At 60.0% G+C, this 21,578-nt stretch carries 18 protein-coding genes; 10 read left to right on the top strand and 8 right to left on the bottom strand.

All coding sequences use genetic code 11. The annotated features are described in order from the left end of the window. Positions 1-62: 62 nt before the first annotated feature. On the bottom strand, positions 63-1,265 hold the full coding sequence (locus H0P51_RS00625; protein ID WP_180916145.1) for a zinc-binding dehydrogenase: 1,203 nt from the start codon (positions 1,263-1,265) through the stop codon (positions 63-65). 67 nt (positions 1,266-1,332) lie between these two features. Here H0P51_RS00625 and H0P51_RS00620 point away from each other — a divergent pair, with 67 nt between their 5' ends. The 5 genes from H0P51_RS00620 (at position 1,333) to H0P51_RS00600 (ending at position 6,744) form a co-directional block, all read left to right on the top strand. Further along, positions 1,333-1,755: a hypothetical protein gene (locus H0P51_RS00620; protein WP_180916144.1), complete on the top strand. Its 423-nt coding sequence runs from the start codon at positions 1,333-1,335 to the stop codon at positions 1,753-1,755. Next, positions 1,752-3,332 carry an AMP-binding protein gene (locus H0P51_RS00615; protein WP_180916143.1) on the top strand — a complete coding sequence of 527 codons (1,581 nt, stop codon included), beginning with the start codon at positions 1,752-1,754 and terminating at the stop codon, positions 3,330-3,332. Before H0P51_RS00620 ends, H0P51_RS00615 begins: the two co-directional genes overlap by 4 nt. A 45-nt stretch (positions 3,333-3,377) precedes the next feature. Next, the gene (locus H0P51_RS00610; protein WP_180916142.1) at positions 3,378-4,541 is read left to right on the top strand and encodes an acyl-CoA dehydrogenase family protein; all 1,164 of its coding nucleotides are present in this window, start codon (positions 3,378-3,380) and stop codon (positions 4,539-4,541) included. Between the two features lie 118 nt (positions 4,542-4,659). Beyond that, positions 4,660-5,430, top strand: coding sequence for an enoyl-CoA hydratase/isomerase family protein (locus tag H0P51_RS00605; protein ID WP_180916141.1), 771 nt, complete (start codon positions 4,660-4,662; stop codon positions 5,428-5,430). Between the two features lie 297 nt (positions 5,431-5,727). Beyond that, entirely contained in the window at positions 5,728-6,744 is a 1,017-nt protein-coding gene (locus H0P51_RS00600; RefSeq protein WP_180916140.1) for a helix-turn-helix transcriptional regulator, read from the top strand. Positions 6,745-6,891: 147 nt separating this feature from the next. Here H0P51_RS00600 and H0P51_RS00595 read toward each other — a convergent pair whose 3' ends face one another. The 4 genes from H0P51_RS00595 to H0P51_RS00580 all read right to left on the bottom strand — a co-directional run bounded on the left by H0P51_RS00595 (position 6,892) and on the right by H0P51_RS00580 (position 11,553). After that, the gene (locus H0P51_RS00595; RefSeq protein WP_246398287.1) at positions 6,892-7,968 is read right to left on the bottom strand and encodes an acyl-CoA dehydrogenase family protein; all 1,077 of its coding nucleotides are present in this window, start codon (positions 7,966-7,968) and stop codon (positions 6,892-6,894) included. A gap of 180 nt (positions 7,969-8,148) precedes the next feature. After that, a complete protein-coding gene (locus H0P51_RS00590) occupies positions 8,149-9,573 on the bottom strand; it encodes an FAD-dependent oxidoreductase (protein WP_180916138.1) in 1,425 nt (474 codons plus the stop codon). Between the two features lie 344 nt (positions 9,574-9,917). Beyond that, positions 9,918-10,835 (bottom strand): SDR family oxidoreductase, encoded by a 918-nt coding sequence (locus H0P51_RS00585; protein ID WP_180916137.1) that lies wholly within the window; start codon positions 10,833-10,835, stop codon positions 9,918-9,920. 295 nt (positions 10,836-11,130) lie between these two features. Then, complete coding sequence (locus H0P51_RS00580; RefSeq protein ID WP_180916136.1) at positions 11,131-11,553, bottom strand: nuclear transport factor 2 family protein; 423 nt, start codon at positions 11,551-11,553, stop codon at positions 11,131-11,133. Positions 11,554-12,314: 761 nt separating this feature from the next. On the opposite strand from H0P51_RS00580, the gene H0P51_RS00575 reads away from it, so the two are divergent. The 5 genes from H0P51_RS00575 to H0P51_RS00555 all read left to right on the top strand — a co-directional run bounded on the left by H0P51_RS00575 (position 12,315) and on the right by H0P51_RS00555 (position 17,557). Further along, complete coding sequence (locus H0P51_RS00575; protein WP_180916135.1) at positions 12,315-12,899, top strand: mammalian cell entry protein; 585 nt, start codon at positions 12,315-12,317, stop codon at positions 12,897-12,899. A 275-nt stretch (positions 12,900-13,174) separates the two neighbouring features. Beyond that, on the top strand, positions 13,175-13,609 hold the full coding sequence (locus H0P51_RS00570) for a hypothetical protein (protein WP_180918642.1): 435 nt from the start codon (positions 13,175-13,177) through the stop codon (positions 13,607-13,609). A gap of 110 nt (positions 13,610-13,719) precedes the next feature. Continuing rightward, positions 13,720-15,477, top strand: coding sequence for an FAD-binding protein (locus tag H0P51_RS00565; protein ID WP_213016718.1), 1,758 nt, complete (start codon positions 13,720-13,722; stop codon positions 15,475-15,477). 150 nt (positions 15,478-15,627) lie between these two features. Next, a complete protein-coding gene (locus tag H0P51_RS00560; protein WP_425488943.1) occupies positions 15,628-16,545 on the top strand; it encodes an alpha/beta hydrolase-fold protein in 918 nt (305 codons plus the stop codon). A gap of 340 nt (positions 16,546-16,885) precedes the next feature. After that, a complete protein-coding gene (locus H0P51_RS00555) occupies positions 16,886-17,557 on the top strand; it encodes a TetR/AcrR family transcriptional regulator (protein WP_180916132.1) in 672 nt (223 codons plus the stop codon). A gap of 103 nt (positions 17,558-17,660) precedes the next feature. Here the strand turns inward: H0P51_RS00555 and H0P51_RS00550 are convergent, their stop codons facing one another. Genes H0P51_RS00550 through H0P51_RS00540 form a run of 3 tightly spaced genes read right to left on the bottom strand, consistent with a single transcriptional unit; the run spans position 17,661 to position 21,152 of the window. Next, a complete protein-coding gene (locus H0P51_RS00550; RefSeq protein ID WP_180916131.1) occupies positions 17,661-19,232 on the bottom strand; it encodes a flavin-containing monooxygenase in 1,572 nt (523 codons plus the stop codon). Between the two features lie 40 nt (positions 19,233-19,272). Beyond that, entirely contained in the window at positions 19,273-20,007 is a 735-nt protein-coding gene (locus tag H0P51_RS00545; RefSeq protein WP_213016717.1) for an SDR family NAD(P)-dependent oxidoreductase, read from the bottom strand. 38 nt (positions 20,008-20,045) lie between these two features. Beyond that, entirely contained in the window at positions 20,046-21,152 is a 1,107-nt protein-coding gene (locus H0P51_RS00540) for an alpha/beta hydrolase fold domain-containing protein (protein ID WP_246398285.1), read from the bottom strand. Between the last annotated feature and the right edge of the window lie 426 nt (positions 21,153-21,578).

The raw sequence follows: 21,578 nt of genomic DNA, 5'->3' as shown, positions 1-21,578 counted from the left end.
GACTAAATGCACGCTAAGTCGGCGGATTCAAATTGGGGAAGCCGGATTTCGCACGGAAATGATCAGATGTCCACCGGAGCAACAGTGTTCGTCAGGTCAGAATGGTACGGACGCGGTATGACCGCTGAGCGTAAGGATTCCGTAGCCGACGGCTCCTGCTGAAAGTCAATGACCGAAGTGACGGTGTTTGGGCCACCAAGGCTAGCTAGGCCTTGATTTACCTCGCCAAGAGTAATGCGCTGCGACACCAGCGGATCAATCTGGAGGTCTCCTGCCAGGTAATGCCGCACCAGTCTGGGGACGTCCCGGCGGGCATCGGCTGACCCCAGGAAGCATCCGCGAAGCGTTACACCCGGCGCAATTAGTCCGCTGTACTGCCTGACCGCAACCATTGTGTCGGGGCTTCCCGCGCCTACGAAGACCGCGTGGCCACCCCGCGCGGTCATACGGATCGCTTGATCCACGGTGACCTGGCTACCAACGGCCTCGATGACAACGTCGGCGCCACGGTTGGCAGTCAGTTGCCGGACGCAGGCGACCGAATCGTATGTGCTGCCGTCGATCACGTCATCCGCACCCAACGACTTCGCGAGTTCCAACTTCGACTTGGCTACATCGATCGCGACGATCTCACCGGCGCCAACCAACCGAGCTCCTTGAATCGCAAACAGGCCGACTGCGCCGCAGCCGATCACGGCAACGCTGTATCCGGGTTCGATGGAGGCGGTGTTGACCGCCGCACCAAATCCAGTGAGGCCAGAGCAGCCAATGAGAGCCGCTGGTACGAAAGGCATATCGAAGGGGATGGGAATGGCCGACGTGGCAGGAACTACGATTTCGTCCGCGAACGTACCGGCTGCCATGAATTGCCGAACCGCGTTTCCCTTTGCATCGCGCAGCGGCGAGGTGCCGGCGGGCGGGAGGCCGGTTGTCAGCCCTGCCAAACCGACCCTGCACAGGTGGGGCCGGGACCGCGCACATTCGTAGCATTGGTGGCATTGAGTAATGGCTATGATCACGACGCGGTCGCCCAGTCTGACAGAATCGACGCCGTCACCGACCGCGGTCACAATTCCTGCCCCCTGATGGCCAAGAACCATTGGCATCGGGCACGGCATCGCGCCGATGGCCGCCGAACGATCCGAGCCACACAGGCCCGTGGCGCCGATTCGGACCTTCACCTCGCCGCGGCGCGGTGGCGCCACAAAGAGCTGCTCGACCCGCAGATCAGCACCAGCAGCAGTACATACCGCGGCATCGGACATGGGCACCCTTCATTGGCCGCTGTGCGAGCGATCGGCACTGCACACGTGAGGTCCTCACGCTACGGAATTGAAACTGCGCTCGCCCAGCCGAAATCCGCGCCAGACGATCCAAATAGCGGTGTTCCATCTGTCGGAATTGGTATCCAGAATCGACCTGCAGGGCGCGAGATCTGGCTATCGGCGAAGCCCGGTGGCCCTTAGCCTCGGTACGACCGCCAATTCCGGCGTAGTTCAGAGGAGTGCCGTGACCAAGGAACCAACGGCAGCAGTTGGTGAGTTTGTCCTGCCGGCGACTGGACCGGACGTTCACAGTCGTTCGCTTTGCCACAACCCGCATTTCAATCGTCGGAAACTCGACACGCTTGCGGTATCCGATTTCGACGAGATCGCCACGCCGCCGCGCCCACCCGCAGGATTCCTAACTGCTGCTATGCCTTTGGGCGCCGCGGTGATCAGCGAGGTGCACTGCCCCGCGCCGTTCGCCTCATGACGCCGTCCTCGGCGGTCGACGTACGTCGACAACCCCATGCCTCTCGCCGAATGGACTGGTCGAGTTTGATTCGTCGGCATGCCGCTGCAAAACCCGCGGAGGTCGCGGTTCGTTTTGGTGGCCAATCGATTACGTGGAAGGAGCTCGACGACCGGTGCTCGCGTATGGGTGGCTGGCTAGCCGAGCAAGGCGTGGTCGCTGGTGATCGCGTGGTGCTCCTGTTGGCGAACCGACCAGAGTTCATTGAGGGCGTAGTGGCCGCCAACCGGGTTGGTGCGATCGCTGTTCCGGTGAACTTTCGACTCAGCACGGCCGAGGTTGAGTTCATCGTTGGCGACGCGTCGCCAACTGCGATTATCACCGAGAGCGGTCTGGTAAGCCTGCTCTCCGGTGTCGACAGCCCCTCAGTGCAGCTAGTGGTTGACCGGGAGCCCGTCTGTCCAGCTATGAGCGCGAACCTCGACGCTCCCGAGTACTCGACCGATGATCCGGCGGTGATCATCTACACCTCCGGCACAACGGGTCGGCCGAAAGGCGCTGTACTCTCGCATCTAAATCTGCAAGCTCAGGGCTTGGCGCTCATCCGAGGATGGCAACTGTTCGAAGACGACGCACCTATAACGCTGCTGTGCCTGCCAATGTTTCACGTCGGCGGGTTCACCATCGGGACAGCGTTCCTCCTCGTCGGAGGAACAATGGTGATTCAGCCCAGCGGTGCCTTCGACGCGGTTGAGACGCTGGGCGTCCTTGAGCGCGAGCGTGTGTCGAGCGTGTTCATGGTTCCCACTCAGTGGCAAGCGATTGTTGAGAGCGGAGTCGGCTCCCGCGAGCTCGTTCTGCGGGTACTGGCCTGGGGCGGAGCACCGATGAGCACGACCGTACTAGAGCAGTTGAGCACTCTTTTCCCGGCAGCATCCGTGGTGGCGGTGTTCGGTCAGACCGAGATGACCCCCGTGTCCTTTTTGAGTGGTCGGGATGCCAGGCGCAAACTCGGCTCAGTTGGTAGGCCGGTTGACACGATCTCAGTTCGCGTGGTGGACGAGGAATTGAACGACGTTCCTTTGGGCGAGATCGGTGAACTCGTTTACCGCGGTCCAGGTCTGCTACTGGGCTACTGGGGTCGGCCCGACGCAACCGCGGAGGCGTTCGACGGCGGTTGGTTCCATTCTGGCGACCTAGCTTTCATCGATGCAGAGGGCTTTATCTATGTGGTCGATCGCAAGAAGGACATGATCATCTCGGGTGGAGAGAACATCTACACGGCGGAGGTGGAGAGCGCGCTGTCCGGACACCCGGACATCGGCGAGGTGGCGGTGATCGGACGGCCCGACCAACGATGGGGCGAGGTACCGGTTGCTGTCGTGGTACCGCGTTCCCGCGCGGGTTCGACCCTTGACCTAGAGTCGCTCAACAATTGGCTGGACGGTCGGCTCGCGCGCTACAAACGGCCGAAGGCCGTGGAAGTAGTCGACACGCTGCCGCGCAATGCCAGTGGCAAAGTCCTGAAACACGCTTTGAAGGCCGTCTCGAACCAATCGGGCCAGCGGCCGGCACACCAGTACAAGTCGAATTCATAACTGATTCAACATCGTTGAATGTCGTCCCGGAAGAGGAGCCTGCGAATGGATTTCGCCCTCACCGCCAGTCAACAAGACCTACAAGCGCGCGCCGAGAAGGTGGGCCGGTCCTTCGCCGATGAGGTACGCCAATGGGACGAATTAGATCAAGCCCCTTACCGCGAGATTTTCGAGCGAGTAGGCGCCGCGGATCTATTGGGTGTGGCGATGCCCAAAAAGTACGGCGGAAAGGGCGGTGGTGCAGTCGAGTACCTGCTCGTAGTCGAGGCGCTATTCCGATACGCACAATCCTGGCTCCCGCCCGAGCCGGTGTTTTGCACCAGCGGCCCCGGACCCTCGATGTTCCTCCTGGGCGACGAGGCGGTACGAGAGAAATACCTGCACGACATCGTCGCCGGGCGCCGCGGATGCAACATTGCGCTTACCGAACCCGATGCAGGGTCCGCGCTGACGCATCTTAAGACGACGGCCGCAGCCGATCACGATAGTTTAATTCTTAACGGCCACAAGAATTTCCTTACCGGATCCAATGTGAACGAGCTCAACGCGACGTTCGTGCGTTTCGCGGATGTCGCGGGCGCGAAGGGGATTGGCGCAGTCGTCGTAGAGGACTCGATGCCTGGGGTCGAGGTCCGGCGCGGCCCTACCTTCGTCGGTGATCGAGGTATTCACCACGGCGAAATGATCCTGACCGATGTGCGGGTGCCCAAGGAGAACATCATCGTCGGGCCCGGTCAGTTCGCACGGCTGATGACGGCGTTCAACCTTGAACGACTGCATAACTGCGGCTTCTGGCTAGGCTACAGCCAAGCCGCGTACGACGAAGCCGCACGCTATGTGCAACAGCGCGAGGCCTTCGGCAAGCCCATCATCGACTTTCAATCCGTATATCACGCACTGGCCGACATGTGGGTACAGATCGAGGCGTTGCGATTGCTTGCATACAGGGCCGCCGCGTCAGCTATCGAGGGTCGTTTTCCTCAGCTCGCCGAAGTCACTCAAGCCAAGTTATTCGGCGCGACGGTTGGACCACAAATCACCTTGAAGGCAATGGAACTGCACGGCGGCTACGGCGCGACGACCGACTTCTCCGTCCAGCGGATCCATCGCGACTGCGTCACCAATGTCGTAGCCGGCGGCGCACCTGCAGTGCTGCGAAACGGTGTCGCAGCTGGGTTGTTCCCCAATAGGAAATTCCGGCAAACGTGAGTGAGAATGCATTTTCTGTCGCCGCTCAACACGCGCACCGATCAGGTGCAAACAAGGGTCGTCGGCGAGTCACCGGGCTTGCCGTTAACGAATCGAGATTCCAACAATGACAACCACAATGACGGATATTCTGATAAGCCGCGATGGCCCTGTCGGTATCATCACCATCAATCGGCCGCAGCGACTTAATGCGGTCGCACCGGAGACGGGTTCTCGCATCAATGACGCTCTGCGCGGTCTGGAAGCCGAACCCGAGGTGCGCGCCATCGTGCTAACCGGCGCTGGACGCGGGTTCTGCGCTGGCGCAGATATTTCCGGCGAAGTGGGCGACGCTGGCGTGGTGCTTCGCGATATCTGGAACCCCCTGATTACCACGATGCGAAATCTCGATGTGCCGATCGTGGCCGCAGTGAACGGTGTGGCAGCTGGTGCTGGTGTATCCCTCGCCCTGGCCTGCGATCTACGAGTTGCAGCGGCTTCGGCGAGATTCCAACTCTCCTTTACAAAAATTGGGCTACTCCCCGATGCCGGCCTCACGTGGTTGTTGCCGCGTACGGTCGGACTTGGTCGCGCGAACGAACTTTCACTGCTCGCTCGTGACCTGCGTGCCGCGGAGGCTTTGCAGTGGGGTTTGGTTAACGAACTATGTGAGGACGGCACCACTCTCGACAGAGCGACCGTGATGGCCCGTGTCATCGCAGGTCAATCGTCGAGTGTTTCCGCGGCGAAACGCGCGATTCAACGGGCACTTGAGTGCAGCTTCTCCGACCAACTGCATTACGAGGCCACAACGCAAGCATGGTTGCAAGAACAACCGGATTTCAAGGAGTCCACCGCCGCCTTTGCAGAAAAGAGGACGCCGATCCGAGTACCGCGCACTCTGCGTTAGACCCTGCCTCGTCCGGGTTGGTGAGTTGATCGCGCATCTCGTGATACTCGAACGATACGGAACGAAAACGCAATACTGCGGTGCGGGTCCGCGTTGCCCGGCTTGGTCTGGATTTCGGGATGGAAAGTTCGACCGTGAGGCTGACTTGCAAAGGTTCATCACCACTCGATTGAGGCGTAGAGTTTGAGCGGAAGAGATACCGTGCACGTATAGCGAGCACATATAATGCAAGCGGGTTGTTGTCCCCCCGGGGTGCATGCTGGGCGCGACGCGGCGCCCAATAGGAGGCAGCGAAGCATGCTTGAAAAGCTCAACGGTGAGCTGACTCGTCCTTGGACTCTGTCGGATCCTGTGACACAACCCGAACTGACGGTCACTCGCGCGGCGTCGAACGCTGACGAGGCCACCGTGCTGTTGCGAGAGGTCTACCACGACTTGAATGTCTCTGCGCCGTCTACGGATCTGCGCATGCAACTGCGGTATGTCGATCTCTCGAAGGTTAAGCTCGTCGGTTTGAAGATGACCCACTCCACTGTCGTGACGCAGCCGTTCCCCTACTACGTTGTCGCCACTACCTTGGCGGGTCGGGCCCACTACACAACCTGCGGCACCAGTCGTGCGATCCCGCATCGCGACCGAACGATCATGGCGCCCGGCACATCGCCGCGTATCAACTACTTAGCTCCGAGCAACGAAGTGATGACCATATCGCTCGATCCCCTGGCGCTCGAGGATGAACTTTCCGCACTACTGGGGCGCCCCGTGGCTTCGCCAATCCGCTTCTATGACATGCCCGATCGACCGCGCGACGTGAGACCATTCGACCGTGCGCTGACGGTTCTAGGCCAAGAACTGTCCGGGCCATCGGTGATCGCCGATCAGCCGAAAATGTCGGGGTACTTCGTTCGCCTGCTGATGGCGGGACTGCTACTTGATCACCCTCATAGCTATTCCGAAGAGCTTTCCCGCCCAACCGGATTCACCGGGCCTCGTTCAGTGCGTAGCGCTGTGCAGGTAATCGATTCGGACCCGATGAGCGTCGCGTCGGTCACAGACCTAGCTCGTCGCGCCAACGTAAGCGTTCGCTCGCTTGAAGATGGATTTCGATCGCACCTTGGAATCTCTCCGATGAGGTATCTCCGCGATGTCCGACTAGCGTGCGCACACGACATGTTGAAACGAAGTGATCCTGACAGCACGACCGCGACCGCAATCGCGCACCACTGGGGGTTTAATCACTACGGCCGGTTCGTCTCTGAATACCGCGCCAAGTTTGGTCGAACTCCTGCAGAGACACTTCGTACCGGCGGCTGAATGCCTCGCCAGCGCCTTCCGCGGTGACCGCTTGCGGCGTAGACCGTTACGAGTCCATGGTCATCATGCCTATCGTGGCCGTCGTTCTCACCAAGGGAGACAATATGTCTGGTGCTCGATCACCAGCAAGACAGCCCAATAGAACGCTCATAGACCCAGGCTCTGGGCAATGATGACCTTCATTATCTCGCTAGAGCCACCGTAGATTCGACTTACCCGCCCGTCGAGATACGCGTTTCCGATCCGAGAATCCGGGGACATCACATGGGCCGGGTTCCATAGGCGCAGGCAGCGGTCTAACGTGCGGCCCTGCAACTCGGTGCAGTACAACTTCGCTGCCGCGGCGTCCGCGCCCGTTAGACGATCCGCCACGTGCAACGACAGCGCCTGATCGACCATTGACTGACCTGCAGCAACCTCCGCGGCACATTGAGCAAGGGTGAACTTCGCATCCTGGCCAGCACTTTCACCTCGCAACATATCCGTGGTCCACGCCACCGCCGCCGCCGCAGCGGCCTGTGAATTCACCGCGATTGATAGGCGTTCTTGAGCCAGGTTGGACGTCAGGTAGCCAAATCCGGCGTTCTCCTCCCCAAGCAGGCACGAAGCCGGCACCACCATCTCAGTGAAGGAGATCTCCGCGAGATCCTGAGCCTGAAGACCAAGCTTCTCCAGCTTGCGCCCGTGCTGGAAACCGGTGGTTGTAGTGTCGACGAGCAGCAAGCTGATTCCTCGGCGACCAGCGCTTGGATCAGTCTTCACCGCCAGTATGAGCAGGTCCGCTACGGCCCCATTAGATATGAAGGTCTTCGCTCCATTGACAACGTAGCAATCGCCCTCGCGGCGCGCGCGGGTAGACATCGCCTTCAGGTCGGAGCCTGCGCCAGGTTCGGACAAGCCCAACGCAGCGACCGCCGTCCCTGCGGTCAGTCGCGGTAGCCAATAACACCGCTGGTCCTCCGAGCCGTGGTTCAGCAGATAGGGCACGCAGATGTCCGTCTGAACTCGCAAGCCCCCGATCGCCATTCCCAGCGACTGGATCTCCTCGGTCACGACGGCGCTGTGACGATAATCTGAACCGGCGAGGCCGCCGTATTCCTCAGGTACGCCGACACCGAGCATACCGAGGCGGGCTGCCCTCTCCCAGAATCGACGCGACGGCTTACCGTCGATCAGCCATTGCGGATACTCCAATACAACTTCGCCACACAAGAACTCGCGCACTTTGTGGCGGAAGCACTCCTGCTGTGGTGTGTATACGGTTCGGGCGAGGTAGCCCGCCCACGGTTCTGCAGGTGGCAATCGTTCCTCCTGATGGACCTACGATGTTTGGCCCTACCGCCGCGCTACCAGTTAATTGAGATGCACCGCACCAATAATCTGGCCCGACCATCATCACATATATCAGACCGAACCATCGTGGTCGGCTCGACTGAGTGCGGACGCAGCGGCCGATTGCCCTGCAACACGGCCGAATACAACAGCATTTGCATACGAGTTGCCGGTGCCCATGTAGACATCGCCGATGATCCCGCCGGTGCACTCACCGGCTGCGTAAAGGCCCGGAATGACCTGGGAGCGCCCATCGATCACCTCGGCATCGGCGTTGATTCGCAGCCCGGTCGTGGTCAGGCCGATCGTGCAGAAGCGCAGCTCGGTAGCGTAGTACGGCGGCGTATCGATGGACCGCATCAAATCAGGACGCTTGAAGTAGGCGCTATCCTTGCCGTTTCTTACGTCGCGATTATAGGTAGCGACGGTGCCGGCGAGATTCTCCGGTGAAATGCCAATCTCGGCGGCAAGTTTCTCAATGCTCTCGGCTTGAACGACTACACCACGCGCCGCCATCTCGTCGAGAATCGGCTCCTGCCAATGGGAAGTCGCGACTTCGGTCGGCATGTAGAGATCTTTGAGGTCGGGGACCTCATTCGATGCACACTTGGCACCATGGTCCCAGATGGCGTAAATCGGCTTTGGCTCGCCAAAGGCGGCTGGTTGTGTGGTGGAGTAGGGATAGGTTTCGTCGAAGAATCGGCGCCCTTCGCCGTTAACCATGATGAGCCAGCCGGGGTTGTAAATGTTGATGTTATGCCCAAAGTTGGGCTCCAGTAGCATCACTCCGCGTCCGCGGCCCGCGATCTGCGCATCGACCTGCGCGCCAAGAGCAAATGCGTCCCCGCGAGAACCATGCCCGTCCTCGCCGATATACCAGGTCCAGTCGCCGCCTTGCAGCCCCTCTGGCCAATACTCTTGGAGCATCTCCTTCGAGGCGGCAAATCCTCCGGTCGCGATGACCACGCTGTTCGCGCTCAGCTCGTCGTCGCCGGCGGCCACACCCCTCACGCGTCCGTCGCTGACCACCAGACGGTCAATGCGGCGCCCCATCGCAAATTCAACACCTGCCCGTTTGCATTGCGCATGAAGAACATTGACCACCGCCTGACCCGCCCCAGCCGGCATATGTGACCGCCGCACTCGTTCTTTGCCCGCCGGATACAGTTCCGGTACGAACTCGACCCCCATATCTTCCAACCACTCCACAGCTGAGCGGGCGTTGTCCACCAACCGGTGCACTACGGCGGGCTCGAGCTTCCATTGGTTGAAGGTCATGTACTCGTAGAAGAGGTCCTCGACGCTATCCTCGATACCGTGTGCTTGCTGAAGCCGCGTTCCTGCGGCCATGATGATCCCGCCCGATAGGCGACTAGAACCGCCGATCACTGCCTCGGATTCAGCGACTAGCACACGAGCACCGGCACGATTGGCCTCCAACGCAGCACACAACCCGGCTGCCCCAGAACCGATCACGACGACGTCAAAGTCCGGCATCCGCTTGTCCCTTCCGTTTCGGCGTCTGTTCCCGCGCGCTCGAGGCATCTGCGCCACAATGGTTTTCGTGTCAAGACACTAAACCCGGTCCAGCACGCCCGATATCCGGTTGTCGCATGGAATAGTTCACTTCTCGTCTCGCACGAGCCACCGCGGCGCTCGTAGCGCGGTAGAAGCGCGGCACGTCACGCGAAGCGAGGATTCACGTGCTGCATGGCCGCAGCTCTTAACGCCAGGCTCCGCAGTTGGCGGCACGTCCGCCATCGACCCGGCTGGGCCGCTCAAGATCTGTTGATTGCCTTGTCGAAGGATTCAGATACCTGCGGTCGCCGGATGTGAAGTCGTCAGTTTGGGCGGGTCCAATCTTGTGCTTCCGCCCAGGTTCGCATGCTGGTGAGTTCGACCGGGATAAGTTCGACCGCGGCGATAGAGTTGCACTCGAACGGTTTCTGGGGCGCGAAGTTGTTGAAAGTGTAGAAGCTGTCGACGTCGTTGACGAAAGCCTCGCGCTCCAGTCCAGTCGTGTGCCCGAAGGTGCGCCAGAAACTCTCCCCAAATTCGCGTGGTGTAATCCACTGGTGCTCAATAGTTCTGCCGACCGCCTCGCTCAATATCTCGAGCATCTGCAGAGTCGTGAGACGCTGCGGCCCGCCGATCCGAATCTTGCGACCGAGAAGATCCGGGCGTTCGAGCGCCGCGACCATGAACTTGGCGACGTCCTCTAAGCAGATCCAGTCGGCCTTCATGTCCGCGCGGTGGCAGTAGGGATATACCCCGTCAATGATCTGTTCCTTGACCCAGTGGCCTTGCAGATTATTCATAAATAGTGTGGGCCGGAATATCACATAGGGTATTCCTGAAGACACAAACCGCTGCTCCATGGCGGCCACACCGTCGTACACCGGTTCGCCGCAGGGCGGGTCGTCGGGTGCCCACATGCTCGAGTTGATGATCGCCAACTTCAGACCCGCATCTGTTGCGGCGGCAATTAGATTATCCAGCTGGCGTGCAAGCCGATCGGTGTCACCCAATGCAGGCGCCTGGAAGAACATGGCATCTACGTCCGCAAATGCTTCCCGCAACGATCCGGAGTCTTCATAGTCCGCCACCACCGTCTCGACTCCCGAATACTCGGCAGCCGCGAACCGCTGAGTGTTGCGACTGACTGCACGCGTCTGGTAGCCCGAGGCTGCAGCGAGCTGGACCTGCGGCAGGCCCTGGAATCCACTGGCACCGAATATGATAACGCGACCAATCTCCATTGTCCTCGCCCTCCCGTGTGCACCCCTGAATCAATTCACCGACGGCAGCGCGTGCTGAGCAAAACTCCTTACGGAACCGGCGAGGGCGCCCGAGAGGGTCTGCTGCGGATGGTTTGCGCTGCAAGAGCTCCGAGCGCTGGCCGCTGGCCGCTGGCCGCTGGCAACGATGCTTGCGCCGTTCTGATCTCCGCCACAACAGGATCCAGTGGCCACGGACACGGCCGCGTCTCGGGGCCCCACCAATCTGATGCGGTATTCGATCGCCGAGGAAAATGAGTTGATTCAGACCTGGGTCTCAGCTTGTTGCAGACATATGGCTCTTAAGGGCTGGAATGTCGTGATAATACGGCTCGATATGAATAATCTTGCCGTCCTTGACATTCCACTTTTCGATCATCGGCATACGAAAGGTCTGCCCGGCAGAGTTCGTACTCGTGATCTCGATGATCGCGCATACGGTTTCGCCATCATCGATAATGTTCTGCAGGTCCACATGCGTGAGACCAATGGAGGATAGGATGCCGCCAACTGCTTCCACCACTACATCTTTACCCTGCCAGCGGCCGCCGGGGAAAGGATGGCTAGCTGGTTCAACCAAGACGACATCATCGGCGAGTAGCGCCGCGAACGGCGCCGCGTCTCCAGAACTCAATGCGGTGTCCACCGCCTTATAGGCAGTCTCAATGACCGCATAGGCGTCAGTTTTAGGAGCAGACAAGAGGTTCTCCTTCCGATTGCGTTAGTAGCTATTGGAAACAAGTATGAATGTAGCGCGCAACGTGGCGGACAAGGGCGTTCGATAAATGACGCCGCGAAAAGTGGATCAAACTCTACGAAACGTGGCCGAGGCGCGTACCGACGGCCACGAACCCCATCCGCCTGGCCCCGGCCGAAGTCCAAGGGAGTACCAAAGTTGGTGGGTAGCCCCAATCCGCGATAGGGCGTCGGGTTGCCGTGCCGAGACTCCCCTAGCTGCGCAACTGCGAAAAGTGGACCGAACGATACGACCGGCGGCTGTCATGTCCGTCACGCTCGCTGCAATATTGGGCACTCAGACACCTGCATTCAAAACCGCTGAATATTCGTATACCGAGAAAGGAATTGGTGCGCGTCGGGGTTGGACAGCTAAGCCTGGATGATCCATTCATTGAACTTGCCGAGTTTGCATCAAGAACAGGGACGTTAATCGTTCTACGTACGGGGTGAAATGGTTATCGACAGGCGGCTAGCAATCTTAAGCCTGTCTAGAGCGGATTCGGAAGATTCGATGCGATCCGGGCCGCATCACTGGTTGGCTGCCACTAGGTAACAGCAGATGCGCGGAGCAAACATCGACCTTGATGGAAGCACCCCATGCGCATGCGAATCTGGCTCGGGATTTGGGAGGAAAGTGTGGAAGCTCAGGCTGACGGCGTTGGACACCAGCTAGACGAAATTTCGCAGTTAGACCCTGGCGTTCCGACCACTAGCGATGAAGCGATGGATGACACGGTTGAAGCGGAGTCGGGCAAAGACAACTGCGCAGCCGATGACAACTGCGAAGCCGATCTTGACGTCTGCAACCGCGATCCGGATCATCGGTACACAGGCGCGCGAACGGCAATGATCGCAGGAGTCATCGGAGTGATCGCCGTGGGCAGCCTGACAGGTTGGTTAGGGTACCGCAGCTATAACGCACACCGTGCCGACGACCAGCGCAACCATTTCATCGCGGCTGGCCGAAAAGTCGCGCAGGCCCTGACCACAATCAGCTACACCGAAATCGATTCCAACCTGCAACGAATCTTGGAATCCTCCACGGGCAGCTTTCACGACGATTTCCAGAACCGATCGAAGCCATTTGCTGAGGTAGTGAAGCAGGCCCAGTCAACATCTCAGGGGACGATCGAAGCCGCCGGATTGGAATCGCAATCTGGCGACCTGGCACGAGTCCTCGTAGCGGTGTCAGTCAAGACGTCATTGAACGGAACACCCGAACCCGAACCACGCAGGTGGCGCATGCGCCTCGATGTGGTGAGGCAAGGCGGCGACTTTAAGGTCTCCGACGTGCAGTTCGTGCCGTAACACGATTCAACGCCGTATATAACTATCCCCGATTGGATTTTACTATGCCGCTGACGACTGAATGTGTCACCGACTCGGCATCATCACAGGCTGACCCGCAATCGAGTGCTGAAGATAGGGACACCGAGACCGTCGAAGCTCCAATCGATTTCGACGAACCGGATGTACCGAACCCAGAGTGTGCAGATTCCGGACACGCTAAGTCAGCGCTTCGCCCCTTCGGTCGGACCTCGTGGAATCGGGTCGTTGCGTATGGACTACTTCCAGGCCTGGTGATGATCCTGACAATCGGCGCCGGATATCTCAAATGGCAGGATAGTTCATTCCGCTCGGGGCAACTGGGAGCGGCCGAAGCGACGCGTGTCGCCAGCACTAGCACCGTTAAGTTGTTGTCCTACAAGGCGGAGACCGTTGAGAGTGATCTAAACGCAGCTCGGGATCTACTAACGTCGAAGTTCAAGGACGCCTACACGTCCCTCGTTCACGACGTAGTGATTCCCGGCTCGCGTCAAAAGAAGATATCGGCAACCGCCCAGGTGTCTGCGGCATCTCCCCTGGCCGCGTCTGCCGACCATGCACAGGTCTTGGTCTTCGTAAACCAGACCGTCGTGATCGGCGAAGACCCGCCGACCAACACCGCCTCGAGCGTGCGGGTCACCCTCGACAAAGTTCAAGGTCGCTGGCTCATCGCCCAATTCGATCCAATCTAGCTCTTCTGTGCAGATCTGCCAGCCGAGCACGAGTTAAGGAGGTCCCGATCATGGCTATCCCTCTGCAGGACGCCTATGACGTAATCGTTGTGGGCTCGGGTGCGGCAGGGATGACCGCCGCGCTGACTTCCGCGCTTCGAGGCCTGTCCACCGTGGTGGTTGAAGCGACGGAGTACTTTGGCGGCGCGACCGCGATCTCCGGTGGAGCGATTTGGATTCCGGGTAACAAGTACTGTGCAGCAACGGGCGACATAGACACGTTCGAGGCCGGGCGTGCCTACCTCGCGGCGACGGTTGGCGACACAGTCAGCGACCTACGTCGTGACGCATACATTCGTGATGGCTTGGCGATGGTCAGCGAATTCGACGAGGCCACGAAATGGATTCGGTGGAGCCCAGTTTCAATCCCGGACTACCGGCCCGAGGAACCTGGAGGTAGGCCGGAGGGTCGGTCTATCGAGGCTCGCATGATCGATGGCAACCTGCTGGGCCCTGAACTCAGCCGCTTACGGCCGCCCTCACCGACCATGGAGGTCAAAGGATTGACGGTGACCCTCGAGGATTATGTAGCGCTCAACATGATGATGCGGACCAATGCCGGTAGAGTCAAAGCGGCCCAGGTGTTTTGGCGGTCGCTCGTTGCTCGCGCTCGCGGGCAGCAACTGCTCAGTATTGGACAAGCCCTCGCCGCGCGGTTGCGCCTCGCCCTGCGCGATGAAGGCGTTCTGATTGCCTACTCCACGCCCCTAGAGGAACTCTTCGTCGAGGACGGCCGGGTTGTGGGTGCCCAGGTTCGTATCGCCGGTAAGCGCAAGCTCATTCTCGCGCGATGTGGCGTAGTCATCGCGGCCGGAGGCTTCAGCAAGAACCAGGAGATGCGCGACAAATATATGAGGCAACCAACCCGGGCCGACTGGAGCCTAGCGCCGGACGACGGTCAGGATGGATCTGGAATTCTCGCCGGAATAACCGTTGGCGCGGCAGTAGCGCGGATGGACCGTGCGTGGGGCATGCCGACTGTCGTTGTTCCGTTGGCCGGACACGAAGCTCGTCCGCTTATCGTCCTGAGCGAACGCGGACTACCGGGTACGTTAATCGTCAACAACCAAGGCGAGCGTTATGGCAATGAAGCCGTCTCCTACGACGACTTCTGGGCCGAGATGTACGACCAAGACGAGGGGCCGGACGGTCCACGTACGTCTCCGTCCTGGTTGATTTTCGATCAGCGCGCGAAGAATCGTTACATCTTTTTCGGCATCATGCCGCACCAGCCCTTCCCCCGCTCCTGGTACGAGAAGGGCTATATGAGACGGGCCAAGAGTTGGGAAGCTCTCGCCTCTGCGATTGACGTTTCCGCTGAGTCGCTAGCCGCCACGATTGAGCGATTTAACCGCGACGCGAACGCTGGCCGTGATCACTTGTTCCACCGCGGCGAGAGTTTCTACGATCGATTTTACGGCGATCCCACGCAGTTGCGTGACAACCTTGGCCCAGTCGACAAGCCGCCGTTTTACGCGATACGGATGTGCCCTGGTGACCTTAGTACGAAGGGGGGCCTGGACATCGACGAGCACTCCCGCGTTCTCCGGCCGGATGGCTCGGTAGTCGAAGGCTTGTATGCGGCTGGAAATTCATCCGCCGGAGTTATGGGCGATACCTATCCCGGTCCTGGCGCGACGATCGGATCAGCAATGGTGGCGGGCTACGCCGCAGCCAACCACTGTGCACGCCAGGTCAAGTCAGGCAGCGGGGCTAGCGGCCAACCCGCTATAGCCGCCGCTCCACCTTCCGCTCGCTTTAGGCCCGCGACGGGACAGCCGCCGCCCTCTGTGGATCATGCCCCGGAGTTCGGCAATCCGCAAAATTGATTGCCTACAACATCATCCGTCGATGCCGTGGCGAGAGACATATGAGCAGCACGACACAAAATGCGTGCTGGGTTCGCTGAAGCAAGTCGAATCCGGGCCGGCCGCAATTCGGCATCCCCGAAATCAGCTGTTTGAGAGGCGAATTCAGATATGTCACCATTGAACCGGTGCAGGGTTCTAGCCACAAGAAGGGCGGTCGGCATCCTAAGGATGGTACTGGCGCTGGCTCTAACGCTGTGCATGTGGCACGCGGCGCGCGCAAAGGCCGACCCCGTTGAGTATCTGGTGGTTCCGTCGGCGGCGATGGGTCGTGATATCCCGGTCGCTTTCCGGGCGGGAGGACCGCATGCGGTGTTCCTGCTCGATGCCTTCAACGCGGCGCCGGACATTAGCAACTGGGTAACGGTGGGCAATGGGATGAACGCCTTCGCCGGTAAGGGGGTATCTGTCGTAGCCCCAGCGGGTGGCGCCTACAGCCTCTTCACCGACTGGGAGCAAGACGGCAGTAAACAGTGGGAGACGTTTCTTTCCAGTGAGTTGCCAGACTGGCTTGCAGCCAACAAGGGTGTCGCGGCTGGGGGACACGCCGTCGTCGGCGCTTCACAGGGCGGCACGGCAGCGATCACACTTGCTGAGTTTCACCCGGACCGCTTTCGTTACGCCGGCTCGATGTCGGGATTCTTGTACCCGTCGAGTACTGCGATCAACGGCGCCCTGCATGACGGCATGATGCGGTACGGCGACGCGGATACGAATCTGATGTGGGGTGCCGCCCAGCTCGGCAGGTGGAAGTGGCACGACCCCTACGTCCATTGTCAATTGCTAATCGACAACGGCACGAGGCTGTGGGTTTTCTCCCCTCAGACACTCACCGCAAGCGATCCGGCGAGCATGATCGGGTATGCCGATCAAGCTCAAGGTAGCAACCGATCCTTCTACACCCAATACCGCACTATCGGTGGCACCAACGGTCACTTCGACTTTCCAACGAGCGGCGATCATGGCTGGGGCACGTGGGCAGCACAGCTAAGCGCGATGGCCGGCGACGTCGCCAGCGCAATTCGCTAATACTTGGCTTTAGTACCACGAGCCCGGCGTGACGAACGCATCGATCGTTCCCGTGGCGAAAGTCGAGACCGAATGCGTTCAACTGTCGTGTCGTTCCCCCGTTGACTACAGACCGCTAACCGCGAGTTAAGCAGACACCCCACGGACGACGCTCGCCGGTGGCGGGCCCTACACGAGTAGCAGTCCGCTCAACTTGGCGCGACGGATCCACGAGATCGATCTCGGATTTCGTACCTCCTAGACACCCAGGCCTGCAAGCAAAACACTCTGGCTCGAGGTGGGTGTGGTCGCTTCCTCGCGTAATGTTCTCGTTCGGCGGGCGCTACGGATGGAGGCGTGAGTGGCGGTCAACAATTCGACAGGTGACGACGACGATACGCGACGTCCTCGTGGCCGTCCGCGCCGGCAGATCGATCGTGACGCGGTTGCAGACGCCGTAGCCGCGTTGTTTGCTGAGGGCGGTATCGAGGCGGTATCGATCGCGCGGACCGCGGACAGGTTATCGGTCTCCAGGGCGACTCTCTATCGCACAGTCCCAACTAAGGCAGATCTCTTGGGAATACTGTTCGAGCGCAGCGCACGCGAGTTGACCGTTGGGATTGAGCGAGTGCTCGCCGAAGAAACGGACCCAGGTGCGCAGCTCCCGGCGATGATCAGGTTGCAGGCGGAGGGTGTCATCCAGATGCGCCATTATCTACCGGTGTTTTTCGGCGGGGGAGGCCTCCCGACCGATGTATACCGTCGCTGGCGGAAATGGACCAGACAGTTTGAGAGGCGTTGGGCCCGCGTCGTCAGCGACTGCATGGATGCGGGATACTTGGAGAAGAGCGACCCTGTGATCGCCACCCGTCTGATGCTTGGCATGCTGATCTGGGTATGCCGCTGGTACCGACCAGCCGACAAGGTGACGGCCGAGCAGATTGCCGAAACGACTATCTCATTACTAAATCTACCCAGGGGCCCACGCAAGAGCACTCGCGCCTCCGGACGCGGTCATCGCCGGTCTTCCTAGGCTAATTGCGACCGAGGCGTTGCCACGCTCGCAGTCTTCGTACGTGAGCGCCGAGGCATTGATGGGCCGACGCGGCCGTGAATAGCAAGGAGATTCAACGGCTTTAGCGCTGCGAACCTCTGTCGATCGTGTCGATGTGAGCCGTCAGCGCGGTCGATTTGGATGCGCCCGCCGCCGGATCGCCACTTTCCTTCAGCGCCGGTCCGTCTATGCACATGTTGGCGGTCACATGACCCGACCTGTCGACCTTCATGGCGAAGTACGGCAGCAATTTGGTTAGCACCCAATAGTCAACGCTCCCCAGTGGCCACTGCGTCACGTTGCGTCCGCTAGCGGAATGATAGTAGTTGTGGCAGAAGTTCGTGGCATCGGTTCGTTTTCGATTCTGGGCGTCGACCCAGGTGACGAAGCGATCGAAAGCCGCTTGCTTAGTGTCGATTACGCCGTTCGTACCGCCGAGCCGCGTTATCATCCGCGTGATGGCGTTAACCTGGCGTTCAATCTGGAAGACAATTGAGTTGCCCCCGTTGGTGTTTGGCCCATAGACAATGAAGAAGTTGGGAAAGTCTGGAACCGTGATTCCCAGGAATGCGGTCGGAGCGTCCGCCCACATCTCGTGGAGGTCGCGCCCACCACGGCCGCGGACCCGCAGGCTCGAAAGGTACTCCTGGGCACGAAACCCGGTGGCCAGTATTACCGCATCAATCTTTCGTTCACTATCATCTGTCGCGACGATGCCGTCTTTGGTGAGATGTTTGACGGCCAGCGGGACGAGCGTCACATTCGGTCGTTGGAGTGCATGGAAGTAATTATCGTCGAAAATTGGGCGTTTGCACGCGAATGGGTAATTGGGTGTGACGAGTGCCCGCAACTTCGGGTCGCGAATACTCTTATCGATGTAGCGCCGACAGTATCGTTCAAATAGCCGGTTCTGTATTGAGCCGACCTTCCAGGCATTCCGTACGGCAATATCGAGATACAGCCATTGCCCGGCGCGTTCCAGCCTCTGCGTCCAGGGCCAGCGACGTCGCCGCGCGCGTGTCCGGGGAGCGTATGGCTTCGCCCGTTTCGGCACTATCCAGCCGGGTTCGCGCTGAAAGACGAACAGCTGGTCAACATACCTCGAAAGTTGCGACGTTGCCTGGATGCCAGACGACCCGGTGCCTACCAAAGCGACACGTTTGCCAGTGAGGTCGTGCTCATGCTCCCAGCGCGCGGTGTGGAACACCGGGCCCTGGAACGTATTGAGGCCCGGCAACTCCGGATACTTTGGCCGGCTTAAGAATCCGGACGCGGCGACCACCACTTCCGCCCGGTATGTCGTACCGTCGGCCAGAGTCAGGCGGTAGCTCGAGGTGGGGTCGTCCCATTCGACACTCTCGACTGCACATCCGAACCGGAAGTGGTCACGTATCTTGTAGTGGTCGATCGTGTCCTCTGCGTAACGCTGCAGCTCGTCGCGCGAGGGGTGGGTTCGTGTCCAGTCGTACGGCATGAATGAAAACGAGTAAATCAGCGAATTGATGTCAACTTCGCATCCGGGATAGGTGTTGGCCATCCACACACCGCCCGGCCCGTCGAATTGCTCGAAGACCACGAAGTCCTCAATGCCCCGGCGGGTAAGTTGCACCGCGGTAGCGATCCCGCCAAAGCCGGCACCAATAATGGCAATCATTGACCTAATCCTTCGTCGTTTGGCAACACACGCTCGGCTATCAGAGGGTGTTGATCATGCCGCCATCGACAACCACGGCGGAGCCCGTCATGTAGCGGGACAGATCGCTGCACATCACTACCGCCACGTCGGCTATCTCATCCGGGCACGCCGCCCGACCAAACGGTATGGCAAAGGCTTTCGCCACGTCCCCATCGGCGACGCCGAGGTCGCTGCGCGCCATCTCCGTGGTGACTAACCCCGGATGCAGCGAATTGACCCGTACGCCACTAGGTGCGAGGGCTTGCGCAGCTGACGAACTGATCAGCTTTGCCGCAGCTTTCGATGCCGAATACCCACTCCAGTCCGCCGAGCCAGCCAGTGCGGCGACGCTGGACATGTTGACGATCACACCTGCACCTCTTTGGGCCATCCGCCGCCCCGCCGCTTGCGTTCCGAAGAACACCCCTTTGGCATTGACAGCCATCTGGCGGTCGTACTCGTCTTCTGTGAACTCTAAGAACGGCTTAATGACGACGATTCCGGCGTTATTCACCATGATGTCCACTCCACCGAACTCATCGGCCGCTGAAACAGCCCGCTCGACATCGTCCGGGTTAGTGACATCGCACTCCACGTACTTTGATGGACATCGCAAGACCACATCTGTGGCGGGACCACCTTCACGCGGCTCACGGTGCAGGTCTGCCACAACGACAGCTTTTGCACCCTCGCGATCAAGTGCCAGCGCGATCGCGCGACCAAGCCCGCTCGCAGCCCCGGTGACAACGGCCACCTTGCCGGCAACGAGACCTGATTCCCGAACCGAATCCGTCAATTTATCTCTCCTAGCGTTGACTGGAAATGCGCGAACCTGCTCACATCGCCGACCGACGCAGCGAAGATGTCGGGGATGACCGGGCCGAACATGATGTCGGCCGCGTGGCAAGTGCCATGTACCGTGCGACCGACGACGCTGACGCCCGCGGTGCGCAGCCGCCGCATGTATGCGAGGCCTTCGTCGCGGAGGGGATCTAGTTCATTGAGCGAAATGACATGGGGCGGTAGACCGGTCAGCTCATCGTCGCGCGCCATTAGCGGCCAGCACGTTGGGTCCGACGAATGGCTTGCGGTCGGGTCATAGGTGGCGCCGAGGATGGCTAGCAGCGCGCACGACACCACGTAGGCGTCGTTCTCGCGCATTGAGGGGAATGCGAGCGGGCGCTGGGACCACTGGTTGGAGATGAAGGGGCACTGGGCGTACACACCGCCGATCTGCTGAGCCCAGCCGTCGCGAACAGCGCGCAAGGCAAGCGATAGTGCGAGGTTCCCGCCTCCGGATTCACCCACGAGGGTGATCGCTCCAACCCCTAGCGCGGCGCGCTGGTTGAACACCCACCGCAACGCCGATTCGCAGTCGTCGAGCCCCGCCGGGAACGGATGGTGGCCCAGACATCCTGCGGCGTTGCGAAACTCGACACCGATGACAAGAGATCCGCACTCCGCCAACGCATCCCGAAATACGACGTATGGGCGGTCAGCCGCGGTGATAATGCTCATCCCACCACCGTGGAAGTGAACGATGCACGGGATTCGCCCGCTACCGCGATCCGCTGGCGCATGTATGTACAACCGAATCTGATGGCCGTCGGGAGCGGAAATAGTTACCTCGTCACGATTTACGCCAACTGCCGGCGCAACATCGGCGAACAGCGCGTCGAACAAGCCCTGAAACTGCCGCTCGAGTCCGTTCGCGAAGTTAAGGATGTCGGACGACGGCGAGTTCGGCGTGACCGGCGGCAGGTCGGAGTGGCCGTCGAGCCCGAAACGCGCCAGGGCCGCCACAAGCCTCGGGTCGGCTCGAGGGTCTTCACCGAATGTGAGATCGGGGTTACCGAGTCTGCCGGGCAATACCAGCCCTTCGACGGTAGTGCCGGTCACTTGATCTGTTCCCTTTGCTCGTGACGGGCCACGCGCAATGCGCTGCAGGGATACGGTTCTGGTTCTCGAGGGGCTGACGCGATGTACACCTGCAGTGCTCCAATCGATTACAACGCCGTACTGTCATGGATTCGCGCGATAGTCCAGTGGACTTTCAATCGTTCTGACTTTCTTCGCGGCCAATTCAGTAGATCTGGTTATCGTGTGTGCGCGGTAGTCGCCGATCGCGGTGTTTAATCCACTTCTCGCTCACGTCGACCAGTTGGTCAAAGCAAATTGGAGACAGGGTGTGATCGGTGACTTGGGGCGGTGCTCGTCAGGACGCTATTTGCGATATCTCTTGGGAGACTTATCGACTCGAACTCACTGATCGAAGTCAAGACCCGTGCGCGAAGGCGCTGATTACGGATTGCCCTCACGCACAAG

Source organism: Mycobacterium vicinigordonae (assembly GCF_013466425.1).
Classification (GTDB): domain Bacteria; phylum Actinomycetota; class Actinomycetes; order Mycobacteriales; family Mycobacteriaceae; genus Mycobacterium; species Mycobacterium vicinigordonae.
The sequence above is the reverse complement of the archived record's forward strand: the minus strand, read 5'-3'. Positions and strand labels throughout refer to the sequence as shown.

What these genes read in the sequence shown, in the direction of transcription:
- H0P51_RS00615 (WP_180916143.1), top strand. Translation starts at nt 1,752, where the DNA reads ATGACGCCGTCCTCGGCGGTCGACGTACGTCGACAACCCCATGCCTCT.
- H0P51_RS00625 (WP_180916145.1), bottom strand. Translation starts at nt 1,265, where the DNA reads ATGTCCGATGCCGCGGTATGTACTGCTGCTGGTGCTGATCTGCGGGTC.
- H0P51_RS00605 (WP_180916141.1), top strand. Translation starts at nt 4,660, where the DNA reads ATGACGGATATTCTGATAAGCCGCGATGGCCCTGTCGGTATCATCACC.
- H0P51_RS00610 (WP_180916142.1), top strand. Translation starts at nt 3,378, where the DNA reads ATGGATTTCGCCCTCACCGCCAGTCAACAAGACCTACAAGCGCGCGCC.
- H0P51_RS00575 (WP_180916135.1), top strand. Translation starts at nt 12,315, where the DNA reads ATGGATGACACGGTTGAAGCGGAGTCGGGCAAAGACAACTGCGCAGCC.
- H0P51_RS00570 (WP_180918642.1), top strand. Translation starts at nt 13,175, where the DNA reads ATGATCCTGACAATCGGCGCCGGATATCTCAAATGGCAGGATAGTTCA.
- H0P51_RS00560 (WP_425488943.1), top strand. Translation starts at nt 15,628, where the DNA reads ATGTCACCATTGAACCGGTGCAGGGTTCTAGCCACAAGAAGGGCGGTC.
- H0P51_RS00590 (WP_180916138.1), bottom strand. Translation starts at nt 9,573, where the DNA reads ATGCCGGACTTTGACGTCGTCGTGATCGGTTCTGGGGCAGCCGGGTTG.
- H0P51_RS00600 (WP_180916140.1), top strand. Translation starts at nt 5,728, where the DNA reads ATGCTTGAAAAGCTCAACGGTGAGCTGACTCGTCCTTGGACTCTGTCG.
- H0P51_RS00565 (WP_213016718.1), top strand. Translation starts at nt 13,720, where the DNA reads ATGACCGCCGCGCTGACTTCCGCGCTTCGAGGCCTGTCCACCGTGGTG.
- H0P51_RS00550 (WP_180916131.1), bottom strand. Translation starts at nt 19,232, where the DNA reads ATGATTGCCATTATTGGTGCCGGCTTTGGCGGGATCGCTACCGCGGTG.
- H0P51_RS00585 (WP_180916137.1), bottom strand. Translation starts at nt 10,835, where the DNA reads ATGGAGATTGGTCGCGTTATCATATTCGGTGCCAGTGGATTCCAGGGC.